Below are 12,256 nucleotides of genomic sequence, written 5' to 3'. Positions count from 1 at the left end.
AAGTCGTTTTACACTAAAATCAAATAAAACTACCCATTAAGTAAGAGCCCGCATAACCAAAGGTGTAACACAGTAATAAATATAGCGATAAGCGAAGGTAACTTGCAAACGTCAGCTCTTTTACCTTACTCATGGCTATAATACCGGCTGCCGAGCCAATGATTAGCATAGAGCCACCTACACCGGTTGCATACGTAAACGACAACCAATGCTGTTGACTCATTACAATGTCGGCTTTTAATAACGCTGCCGTTAGTGGCACGTTATCAACACCTGCAGATAAAATACCCATTAAGTAGTTTGCGTACTCTGGCGCCATTACCGTATACAAATTAGTAAATTGGCTCAGTACCCCAACTTCTTTTAACGCACCAACAAGCAGTAACACACCCACGAAAAACAATAAGGTGTCGTACTCTATGTCGCGTATAAAATCGATCATATCTTTGTTGATGTCTTTTTTGCGCATTAAAAATTGCGCGACTAAAAACATAATAGATAAACCCAATAAAAAAGTAAGCAGAGGCGGTACACTGTATAAAACACTCAATGTAAGCGTAGCAATAACCGTAGTGAAGAAAATAACCGCAATGGTTATGTCGGTTTTTTCAATACGTTTAAATTTAGTTTTTTTAAACTCGAGTTGCTTATTCATGCCAATTGATAACAAAGTAGCGAGTAATAATACACTTAGTAACGCAGGCACAATTAACAGTAATAAATTGCTAATTGATACTTTACCATCAAGGAAAATCATAAGTGTGGTTACATCACCCGTGATAAGTGATACACCACCGGAGTTTACAGCAAATACAATAAGCGTGGCGTACTTAACTAACTTTTTGGCTTCAAGTTTTAATGACATAATCACTGCCAGTGATATTAGCGTGGCCGTAACGTTGTCTGAAATAGATGAAAATAAAAACGCAAAACACCCCACCAAAAACATCAGCTTACGCTCACTAATGCTGGTTGGCATAATCCGGTTCACAACATTTTCGATAAGTCCTTTAGAGTTTAAATAGGCAACAAAGGTCATTGCGGCCATTAAAAACAGCCATAAAGAAGCAATTTCTAAAATATTGTGGTCTAGGAGGGTTTGAATCGTTTCGGGGCTTTGCCCATTAAGAGGAAAAATAAAGGATATAATCCAACAAAGTGTACCAAAAAATAATGTCGTTTTTGCTTTGTTTACGTGGATCACATCCTCAATAACGATAAGCAAAAATGCAATCGCTATCAGCGTCAGGATAATCGAGGAAACCATGATATTAAACAACCTTCGGGGTTAAGTAAAAATTGAAACCATGTAAAAAATATACCCACAAACTCTATGTGCCTATATTCGGCGCGGATACTATCACTAAGCGGGTGTAAAAACTATTATTAAATCGTCGCAAAAACGAATACCATATAAGTTCGAGAAATATAAAATAACGAATACTAGGAAGTTGCAACGCCTTATGATCCCAGCTAAAAAGCTACTTAATACCCTAAATGAACACTGGGGTGTATTAGAGCTATTATTTAAGCGCTTTAAAATGGCCGACTTTAGTATTAAAGATCTTCAAAATGCCATTAAGCAAAAGCAACCCACGTGGAATAATGAGCGTATTTATAAAGAAACCAACCGGTTATTGAATCAAGAAATTATTATTCCGCTGGCTAAATCGTCACAACTGGAAATTAACCGCGCCATTGCCGACTTTGCCACCTTTTTACTGCAAGAAGAGCATTTAGGCTTAGCACAAGAAATTAGTGTCTTGGTTGATGATTTGGCCCGTTTAGGTAATCGGCTATTCAATGCCGGTGAAATGGAAGATTTTGATGATTTACGCCGCTTTAGCCGTATTATGGATGATCGGGTGCGTAAAATAATCAAACTGTTTTTACACAACGAAAACGCTATTTTAAATATTGTTGAGCAAGCCAAATCTAATAATGCGGTGCAGTCGCTACAAAAACGCTATAAAGCCGTGATAGAAGCGTTTGATGAGTATATAGAACCCATGCTGGAAATGGTGGATATTAGAGGCGACTTTCATGCCTGCTTTACCCTTATTGAGCAACAAATTAGCACCCAAATAGAACACATTGAACGCTCAGGCAAAGCGTACAACGATAAACGCATGCTTGAGCAATTGCGTACCCGCATTCTAGAAATGCACTTAGTTGGCCGGACAAGCTTACGAAAAAGTGCCGATATGCTTATGCCACTGCGTGAAGAGTTGCGCCGTAACAACCTTGTTACCCGCCAAGTAGCAAAAGTATTAGGACTAATACGTAAAAATGGGGTAGATAATATGCTCAGCGCCGTGCAGCCGCATTTTGTAAGCGATGCGCAAAAGTATTCATTGGGTCAACAGCGCCATATAGTAGCCTACATGGCAAGCCTGGCTGAGTTTGAGCATCACGAATATCAGCTACCAGAGCAAAACGATGTGCCTGCGTTTGTCACGCCAAACATTCCTGACTATCACGATGTAAAAGCGCAGTTTGCAAAACGCTTCAAAAAGCAGCGTAAAAAACCACAGCCTCTGCTGCAATTTTTAGACGAAAGCTACCCTGAGCTTGAAGCCGATGAAATGCTGTTTTTATATCAAAAGCTAGTGAGCGATAACACCCTACACATTAGCCAAAGCGATAAAAAAGCCCGCGTTAACATTGCAGGCCAGCACTTTTCTTTGTACCCCTTTAATTCAGAGCCTCAGGCTGATAAAGCCGAGCACGAGTAATCACCATGACACAGATAAACTTAAATGAGCTTTCTCACTTACAAGCCATTAATAAAAAATTAGTCGCGGGTTACCACATTTGCGAACAAGACACCCTAATGTGGCAAGAGCTTGACCAACAAATTGAAGCTTACAGCGCCTTATTCACAGCATTAGGCCATGATTTAAAGCACGACAGTCGTGGCTTTTATTATTTTGCTAGCGATGAAAGCACCCCCAATATGGGCAAAATATCGCGCGCGATAGCGCTCACTATTTATATTTTAATCGAACACTTTGCCAACACAGGTAAAGACCCAATGCGTGCATTATTTGATGAGCCAAACGATTTAGAGCTAATGCAAACCTTGGTACAACTTAATAAACATTTATTTGATCAGCTTGAAATATTCTCGGGTTCTGATTTACGCAAAGATGTGTATTTACGCATGGTACGTTTAGGCCTTGCCCGCGAAGTGGAAGGCGGCTTTATGCTACAGGCGCCAATTCATCGCTATATTGATGCCTTAATGGAAGTAAATGAAGAAACCTTTTTAGGAGAGGACGAGGAATGAAAAACTTATACGGACTGAGTAAACTCGCCCTACTTAATACTGCAGGCTATGCAAAGTGTGTGATCCCACTTGATAAAAGTAGCTCGATTTGTGCACCTAACAACACAGGTAAAAGCTCAGTAATTAATGCACTGCAATTTCCGCTAATTAATGATTTACGCCTAACCGAGTGGGATGGCCACGATTTAGATGAAACCCGTAAGTTTTATTTTTCATCAGATCAATCGTACATTTTATTGCAAGCCGATTTACCCCATGGCTCAGTTGTCATTGGCGTAGCCGGCTTAGGTAAAATTGCCGGTTATGCACACCAATACTTTTGCTATCAAGGCAAACTTGATTTAGCCCAGTACACCCAAGGCAATACCATTATTAAGTTTACCAAGCTGTTTAATCACTTAAAGCAGCAAGGTTACAACCCGATAGAGCTTAAAGCGCAAGAGTTAAACGCCCTACTTACAGGCGGTGCAACGCAATTTGATGGTGAGATCAATTTAAAAATGATCCCCCTTAACAACGTTCAAGACTCTGCAATATACAAAGAAATATTTCGTCGTATTCTTAATTTACATAAATTAGGTGCAAACGACGTTAAGCGCTTTATGTTACGTGTGTTTGAACGCCACATGTCAAATTCAAAGGTCGACTTTTACGAAGTATGGCGCCGGTCGTTTGATAAAGTAAACCGCGCAAAACGTGAATTAAAAGCCCTCGAGTCAATGCAAGAGCCCATAGCCGCCCTTGAATCAATGCTTGAAAACCAAACAGTACTTAAAGGTAAACTGGCCGCTTATGCGCCAAAAATTGACCAAGCACTGATTGATTTTGATACGTATCAGGAAGAGCAACTAAGCGAGCTCAACATCGCTCTTGAAGATATTGAGCAAGAAAAACACGAGTTTGAACAAAAACAAAGCCTATACGTACAGCAATCACGCGATATAGAGCGCAAACAAACCCAAATTGAACAGTGGTTTTTAGATTACAACGCCCTTAAAAGTGAGTTTGAGCTGGTTAATAAAGCCACGCTAAAAACCGGCTTAACGCAGTTAAAAAATGACTACGAGTCGTTGTCACACTCAATAACGAGTGCTCAAGGGCAAAGCCTGCACACCCTTGATTACCGAATTGGCGAAACACAAAAACAAATTAAAAGCTTAAAGTTACAACTTAAAAACTTAGAATATAATTTATTCACTCGTATGCGTGAAGACTTATCACTGAAAGAAGTTGAAGAAATATCGCGGCTATTAAACCCCGATCTTCTCTCCTTTGCCACCACCAGCAATGGCGATATAACCATTGATGACGAAGATGCCTTTGGTGAATTTTTATCACAGCTTAGTGAAAACGTGAAAGGCGGTGTGCTCACCCTGCCCGGTGCCAGTATTAAACTTAAAAAACTCTCACCTGTGCAAATGCAAAGCGGCGAAAACAAAGAGCAACTGAGTGCTCAATTAACCGCGCTTGAGCAATCATTAAAAGAGTTTAAACAACAGCGCGAAGTGGCCGCCAATGTTGCAGATAAGCAAAAAGAAAAAGACGCGCTATACGATGAGCTTATGAGTGCTGAAAGTGCACTTAAACGCTTAGAGCAATTTGAAGTGATGCAACAATCGGTTGACGCGCAGGCGATGCTAAAAGAGCAGCTTTTAGCCGAACGCGAACAAGTTGACGACTACCTACAAGATATTCAAAAAAACAGTGGCTCAATTGCTGACAGACGATCACTAATCAAATCAAAACAAGCGCAAATTAATCGTCAAACAGAGCGCCTGCGCCAAGTTAAAACCGAGCGTATTGACCACACGTTAGATTTATACAGTGGTAAAGTGACGCCTTACATGATTGATATAAAAATCGATTTTGATAATTTAAGCGATTTAATTCATCACTTTAATAAAGACTGCCAAGAGCTTCGTAATTTCGATATAAATGTACGTAATACCTATATGCATATTTACAATGCAGGTATTACCAAGTTCGATAACGAAAACGATGAGTTTAGTAAATACCAAAAACTTATTAGCGCGTTTCATAATATTGATAACGAACGTGATGCCGTTGAGCGCCAAGGTCGCGTTGCCCTCACCGAAGTGGCCGCCACGATTAAAGGCTTACGTGAAGATTTAGACCGCCTACGCCGTGAAATGAATAACTTTAATAAAGGCATAAGCCAGCACCGCATTTCAAACCTGCAAGCGTTTAAAATTAATATTATCCCGCGCAAAATGTTGGTAGATAGCATTGATACCATTATCAGTACCTCTAACCAAATTGAACAAGGCGATACCCTGGATTTACTCAGCCATGAGCCGTACAGCGAAAGTGCGGTAAACGACGCAAAAGATCATTTAATTAAACTCGCCTCAGACAAAGCAGGCCTGACCCTTACCGATTTATTTGATATTCGTTTTGAAGTGGTTAACCGCGCGGGCGAAACCGAGCACTTTGAAAAAATAGATTCGGCTGGTTCAAATGGTACGCGTATCACCATTAAGCTGTTATGTGGCATGTTGTTTATTCGTTACTTATTAAGCGATCAGGAACAAAACTTATACCGTATACCTATTTACATAGATGAAGCGGCTGATATCGATCCGCAAAACCAAAAAGCAATTATAGAAACCGCCCTGAGCTTTGGCTTTGTGCCAATATTTGCTTCGGTTAAACCGCAAATAAGTTGTGATTATATTGTGCCAATTCGTTCAGTAAAAGACGGCGCACAAAACTGGGTAGATGAAAAAGATTGGATTGAGGTTGAACATAAAGCCTCTCTACTGGACTAAGAATTAATTGGCTATTCATCTTAGCCAGCTACACTTATTTTTAGATTTTAAATTACCCTCGCCCATGGTAGTTTAAACAAACGCACTTTATTGGAGCAAACGGTATGAAACATATATTTATTGTCGCAGCACTGGCGCTACTTACCGCCTGTACACAAACGCCCGATTGGGATTACGATAAATCAGCAAACTTTAGTAACTACAAAACGTTTGCTTGGGTAGAAAACGCGAGCCTAACCAAAGACACGAATAACTACCAAATCAGTGGCCTTATGGAAAAACGCGTTCGCAATGCGGTAAACAACCAACTAAGCCAACAGTTAGGTATGCAATTGGTTGACGTAGCGCAAGCTGATGTACTTGTTAATTACCATGCAAGTGTTGATAAAGAGCTAGAAGTAGATACCTTTAACGTAGGCTACGGTGCACGTTGGGGTTACTGGGGCACAGGCTTTAACCACGATGTAAGCGCACGTGAGTATGAAGTAGGCACGTTAGTTATCGATATTATTGATCGTGAGTCAAACCAATTAATTTGGCGTGGTGCTAAAGATGGTCGTTTAAAGAAAAAACAAACACCATCACAGCGTGAAGCCGCTATTAAAGAAACGGTTGCCAATATTTTAAGCAACTTCCCGCCAAAAAAGCAGCAGTAAGTTTTAATTAATATTTAAAAAGCCCGCAGGCTCGCGGGCTTTTTTGTGAGAAAAGGAATTTTTCGGTGACATTTAAAAAGCTCCTAACCCTTAGCTTATTTTTACCCCTGCTTTGTGCGTTCCATGCGTACGGCACTCAACTACAGTTAAAGCCTGGTATATGGCAAGGAATTTATAAAGATCATTTTGAGTACAATGTACTGGAAATTAAAGAAAACGGAGAACACCGTTTAATAATAGCAAGTATCGCCAATGCATTTTATAGAAATAAATCAATTGCGTTTAGCAATAATGATATCAAATGCAGTCGCATTAATTGCACTATCAAACTTGTTAGCCCTAATAAAGAACATCTGCAATTTACATTGATTTTAAGCCCCTTTTTAGATAATTCATTCGAGGTGTTAGAAATTTATTCTAATGCAGACGATAATTTTGTAATGTCAAAAACATACCGATTGGAAGAACAAAAAGGGCAATCTACCGTTCGTACATTTATAGGTAAATACCGCTCTAAAATAGATGAGTTAGCTGCTATAGAAAAGACGGGCCTACATGGTTTTTGGGTAGGATTATTAAATTTAGACGGCAAGCAAGAACTAGCAAGTATTGAATTTCACCCCAATAAAAAGTCGTATTTCAATTATTTTACAAATGGGACCAATGACATAATTAGCACCTCTTTTATGCCACAAGACATTCAAGAAAAAGAGAGGATATTGGAAATAACCACCAGCCACCCACTTTTCGCAAATAAGCTAATTATTCATAAAGACAACCGAGAACTTAAAGGCTATATGTACTCAAACCACAAAGGCACAACACTTCAAACTGGCTCGTTCAAATTATATCGTTTTGAAAGGCCTGAGTACCCTTAAAGCTATCACGATTTATACTTGTGCAATAAATCAAGCGGGATATGGCAATAATCATCAGGGTGATTGGTTAAACGGTCTTGATGCTCGGGATCGCTAGGGACATAATTAGTCAATGGCGCTACTTGTACCGCTATTTTTTTTGCATCGTCCCGCTGGCTAATATAGTCTCTGGCGATGTTTAGATGATTACTGTCTTGGCTAAAAATGGCGGTACGGTATTTTTCGCCTACATCGTTACCTTGCTTATTGATACTGTATGGGTCAATAATTTCAAAAAAATAGCCGATTAATTCATTTAAGGTCACTTCTTGGCTATCAAAGGTTACTTTCACGCATTCGGCATAGCCATCGTATTCACCTTGTGTTGTGTTACTAGTGCCATTGGCACGCCCCGCCTCAGTAGTCACTACTCCAGGTAAATACTTCATAAATTCTTGCACGCCCCATAAGCAACCACCAGCAAAATAAAGTGTGTGCTGATTTAATGAATGGCTCGGTTGTTGTGTTTGCATAATAAAGTGACCAATGTAAATAACTTATAGGATGCAGAGTTACTATTTTGTAACGCTAGATTTGATTATCAAATGCAGTTTTTTATCATTAATGTACAATAGCGCCCAAAATCACCCTAGCTTAGTGAGCTTACCTTATCATGTGATAAAAAATGAAAGGTATTTAATTGTTAGCGCCATTGCATAAAATGAGAGTAATGATATGAATCGTGCCCCGCACCTTATAATACCGGCCGTACTAGCCAGTATTTCAACTGTTGCTTATGCAGAGCAGAGTAAAGAAACAGCAACCATAGAACAAATAACAATTGAGGCGTCACCCACCGCCAATACATTACCTGTTGGTACATTTGATTCGCCTATTTCAAATTTAGAGTACGACCCGCGTGTTGACTTGCAATCACGCAATATGGCTGAAGCACAAGCTGATGTAACGATACGCGGTGGTATTTTTGAAAATACCGGCTTTAGAGTCGGCAGTGCAACTCTACTAGACCCGCAGTCTGGTCACTACTTTGCAGAAATTCCTATTGCACCACAAATGCTAACGGGTGCCAGCGTATTAACCGGAGCCGATAATGCACTTTATGGCATGAATAGCTCGGTAGGTACTGTGTCGTTTAATTGGAAACCAATAACAACGGGTGGCAGTGTCTCTTTGGGCGCTGGCTCAAATGACTTTAACCTACAAACAATTCATGCAGGTGTGAGTACTCCAATTGAAGCAAACGCTAATTGGCGTATTGGTTTTGAAGGTGAATATTCGCACTCACAAAGTGATGGTTCAATTGATTTTGGCGATCATGACTTTACCCGTACTTCTGGAAGAGTGCAGTTAACCGGGAGCGATTCACAAACTGATTTATTTTACGGCTTACAAGAAAAGTTTTTTGGTTGGCCAAACCTTTATACCCCCTTTGGTGTAAATGAAACCGAAGACTTAGAAACCCAATTATGGATGCTCAACCATAAGCAAGCCTATGCTACCAACAGTGAATTTGAAGTATCGGCTTATTACCGCAAGCATAACGACCATTATGTTTATTCAAGAGAGAACCCAAGCGCGTTCCAAGCATTTCATGAAACGCAAGTAACATCACTGGCTATTTCAGGTCGCCATGCGCAAACAAAGTCAGTTGCGGTTAATTACTCTGCGCAATATATGGAAGACAGTATTGACTCCACCACCCTTGAAAATAACTTTACTTCACGTAACTACTTTAAGCTTAGTGTATTGCCTGAATACACAACAGCACTAGCAAGCAACCAGCAACTAACGGTGCGTTTAGGGGCTGCATTTGATAACACCAATCGTGATGATTCTGAGCTATCGTTAATTGGTGATGTTAGTTTAAATACCCAAAATAACGATGGCACTGAGCGAACATTGTATTTGTCGTATGCCGAGGCAAGCCAAGTAGCCGGTTATACTGCTATTGGTGGCAGCGAGACTGGTGGGTTGTTCAGAAGTAACGCTAATCTTGAGCGTGAAACCACCAAAAACTTAGAGCTGGGCTTATTACTCGAGCAACAAAGCTGGCAACTCAATTCAGCGCTTTTTTATCGTAAAGATAACAACCTAACCGATTGGACATTTAACTTTGATTCAAGCTCAGCACGATTTGCACAGCCTGTTGATATTGATACCACAGGCCTTGAGTTTTTAGCCACTAAGCAATTTGATAACGCAGAAATTATTGCCAGCTATGCGTACTTACATAAAACAGAAACCTACGGCGCTGAAAATATTGATGCTAGCTTTTACGCCTTAAACTTTCCTGATCATCGTGTAACGCTCGGTGCAATTTGGAACCCGACGGATCTGTTAGAGTTTCGAGTAGATAATGAATGGCGTAAACAGCATAGAAATGCGCTACGCCGTTCAGGTGACGAGGCGTTATTTACTCAACTGACAGTAAAAATAACTCCACCAGCCCTGCCTAACTTCTTTATTAGTCTTGCAGCTGATAACTTGTGGGATGAGTCGTTTGAAGAAATTCCAGGCACGCCGGGTCGCGGTGAGCAATATACGCTAAGCGCCACGTATAGCTGGTAACAATTTAGCTCGGCGAGGGTGTATCCCACGCTGAGCGTGTTTTTTAAATTGAAATAATAAACAGACTAGCAACAAACTGACTTAAAAATTTTATACCACAGCTCACCCTACTTTACGTACTCTAAAAGCCCAGCGCCTCTTCGCCCTCTTTGTGCATTTATCATTAAAAACGGCATGAACAAAGAGGATTGAATGAGAAGAAAGTGAGAAAAACACGACTCACTAAACCAAGTGATTTTGTGTCTAAGTCACTTACTCTTAAAGCGCAGCGTCTCTTCGCCCTTGTTGTACATTTATCATTAAAACCGTATGAACAAAGAGGATTGAATGAGAAAAAACATTAGCGACAATGCTAAGTGGATACGGAATTGCACTCTCTTAGTACTATTTTTAGAAACAAAAAGTACGTGTCTACACTTTTCAAGGGTATAAATTGTAAATATATGTGTATTTAATACAATAAATTAGGTTAATTGCTCTAATTCTGTAATTAACGTTAATGCATGTTCATTGGTTGTCCCGCATACATCTAAAGTGGCGCTAAAATCACTACACACTTTAGGGCGCGACTCATCACCAAATAGTTTACATAAATTACGCTCATCTAGCTGAATACAACGTTCTCCGGCCTTTTTACCATTTGGCATACCCGGTATTGGCGAGCTAATACTTGGTGCAATACAACATGCTCCACAGCCTAAACGGCACGCCATTGATTGTGTTTTCATTATAACCTCAGTAATAAATTTCAATTCTATTGTTGCTGTTTTGCATACAAACAGAGCAATTTGTTCTATTTGCAACCGCATTATGCAATGACTTGTTACATCTTCAAACACACTGTAAACACTTTATTGCGTATCATTAGCCCATCAGCACAATTTATGAAGGAATGCCCTGTGGCGACTAAAAAACAAATAATACTCCCTATCGCGGTCCTTGTTGGTGGCATCGCCCTTGCGGCGGGCTTTTCAGCAATGAAAAAACCACCAGAAGAAAAACCAGAACAAGATACTCGCCCATTGGTTGCAGCACAACCTATTCACCTTGATGCAATCACTCTCGATGTTAAATCGTACGGTATTGTGCAACCTAAAGACCGCACTGAACTGATTGCTCAGGTAAGTGGCCAAGTTATTTCTGTTGCAGGGCAATTTGTTGAAGGTGCCTTCGTAAAGCAAGGGGATATTTTAGCACGAATTGACCCAAATGATTACGAAGCTGATTTAATTGAAGCCCAGGCTGGGCTCGCCCAAGCAAGTTCAGCGCTTGAGATTGAACGTGCTCAAGCACATGTTGCTAAAGCTGAATGGGAACGCATTAAATCAGACTCAAGCGATATCACCGCTTCTGCGCTTTATTTACGTAAACCGCAATTAGCAGAGAAAATGGCACGTTATCGTTCAGCGCAAGCAAGTGTAAAACGTGCTAAACGTAATTTAGAACGCACTTATATTAAAGCCCCCTACGACGCGATTATTAACGCACGCAGCATTAGTTTGGGTTCTGTTGTAAATCCAGGTAATAGCTTTGGTTCACTCAGTGCCACCTCGGTCGCTGAAGTACGTTTACCGGTTGCCGATAAAGAACTGCAATACTTAAATAATGGCGGCATTGGTGCAACAGTGTTATTTAGTGCGCAGTTCGCGGGCAAAGAAACCACATGGCAGGCTAAAGTGGTACGCAGTGAAGGGGTGATAGATCAAAAAAGCCGTATGAGCTACTTAGTGGCACAATTACCAATCCCATATGCTAACAAAACTCAACCATTGCGTTTTGGCTCCTATGTTAACGCTAGCATAGAAGGTCGTGCAGTTAATAACGCCATTGTTGTGCCACATCATTTAGTCAAAGAAAATAAAATTGCAATATTAAACGACAATTTAACCCTGTCGTTTAAAACTCTCAATATTATACGTGAACAAAACGGCATGGTGATCGCAGACCAAGGGCTTAATGAAGGTGAACAGCTAATTACTTCTGCCCTTGAATACCCCACCGAGGGAATGGCGGTAAAAATTGAAGACGTTGTAACAACCCCAGACGTTACTCAACTTGCATTGAAACAGGAGTAAC

The 12,256-nt window shown here is 40.3% G+C and carries 10 protein-coding genes; 7 read left to right on the top strand and 3 right to left on the bottom strand.

The window, feature by feature from the left end:
- Positions 1-19: 19 nt before the first annotated feature.
- Positions 20-1,267: a sodium:proton antiporter NhaD gene (gene nhaD / locus BG00_RS10335; protein ID WP_036982403.1), complete on the bottom strand. Its 1,248-nt coding sequence runs from the start codon at positions 1,265-1,267 to the stop codon at positions 20-22.
- 196 nt (positions 1,268-1,463) lie between these two features.
- On the opposite strand from nhaD, the gene BG00_RS10330 reads away from it, so the two are divergent.
- The 5 genes from BG00_RS10330 (at position 1,464) to BG00_RS10310 (ending at position 7,612) form a co-directional block, all read left to right on the top strand.
- Complete coding sequence (locus BG00_RS10330; RefSeq protein ID WP_036982402.1) at positions 1,464-2,735, top strand: hypothetical protein; 1,272 nt, start codon at positions 1,464-1,466, stop codon at positions 2,733-2,735.
- Positions 2,736-2,740: 5 nt separating this feature from the next.
- Positions 2,741-3,289 carry a condensin complex protein MksE gene (locus BG00_RS10325; RefSeq protein ID WP_028835095.1) on the top strand — a complete coding sequence of 183 codons (549 nt, stop codon included), beginning with the start codon at positions 2,741-2,743 and terminating at the stop codon, positions 3,287-3,289.
- Positions 3,286-6,078 carry an AAA family ATPase gene (locus tag BG00_RS10320; protein ID WP_036982400.1) on the top strand — a complete coding sequence of 931 codons (2,793 nt, stop codon included), beginning with the start codon at positions 3,286-3,288 and terminating at the stop codon, positions 6,076-6,078. The genes BG00_RS10325 and BG00_RS10320 overlap by 4 nt, the downstream gene beginning before the upstream one ends.
- A 104-nt stretch (positions 6,079-6,182) precedes the next feature.
- Positions 6,183-6,734, top strand: coding sequence for a DUF4136 domain-containing protein (locus BG00_RS10315; RefSeq protein WP_036982398.1), 552 nt, complete (start codon positions 6,183-6,185; stop codon positions 6,732-6,734).
- A gap of 65 nt (positions 6,735-6,799) precedes the next feature.
- Positions 6,800-7,612: a hypothetical protein gene (locus tag BG00_RS10310; protein ID WP_033103309.1), complete on the top strand. Its 813-nt coding sequence runs from the start codon at positions 6,800-6,802 to the stop codon at positions 7,610-7,612.
- 5 nt (positions 7,613-7,617) lie between these two features.
- Here BG00_RS10310 and BG00_RS10305 read toward each other — a convergent pair whose 3' ends face one another.
- Complete coding sequence (locus tag BG00_RS10305) at positions 7,618-8,124, bottom strand: peptide-methionine (S)-S-oxide reductase (protein ID WP_036982396.1); 507 nt, start codon at positions 8,122-8,124, stop codon at positions 7,618-7,620.
- A 202-nt stretch (positions 8,125-8,326) separates the two neighbouring features.
- Here BG00_RS10305 and BG00_RS10300 point away from each other — a divergent pair, with 202 nt between their 5' ends.
- Complete coding sequence (locus BG00_RS10300) at positions 8,327-10,180, top strand: TonB-dependent receptor plug domain-containing protein (protein WP_036982395.1); 1,854 nt, start codon at positions 8,327-8,329, stop codon at positions 10,178-10,180.
- 464 nt (positions 10,181-10,644) lie between these two features.
- On the opposite strand, the gene BG00_RS10295 is transcribed toward BG00_RS10300, so the two are convergent.
- Positions 10,645-10,908, bottom strand: coding sequence for a YkgJ family cysteine cluster protein (locus tag BG00_RS10295; protein WP_008109286.1), 264 nt, complete (start codon positions 10,906-10,908; stop codon positions 10,645-10,647).
- Positions 10,909-11,079: 171 nt separating this feature from the next.
- On the opposite strand from BG00_RS10295, the gene BG00_RS10290 reads away from it, so the two are divergent.
- Positions 11,080-12,255, top strand: coding sequence for an efflux RND transporter periplasmic adaptor subunit (locus BG00_RS10290; protein ID WP_036982394.1), 1,176 nt, complete (start codon positions 11,080-11,082; stop codon positions 12,253-12,255).
- Position 12,256 lies beyond the last annotated feature (1 nt).

The sequence above is a fragment of the Pseudoalteromonas sp. SCSIO_11900 genome, from assembly GCF_000576475.1.
Taxonomy (GTDB): domain Bacteria; phylum Pseudomonadota; class Gammaproteobacteria; order Enterobacterales; family Alteromonadaceae; genus Pseudoalteromonas; species Pseudoalteromonas tetraodonis.
Note: the sequence above shows the minus strand (reverse complement) of the source record. Positions and strands in the feature narration are given on the sequence as shown.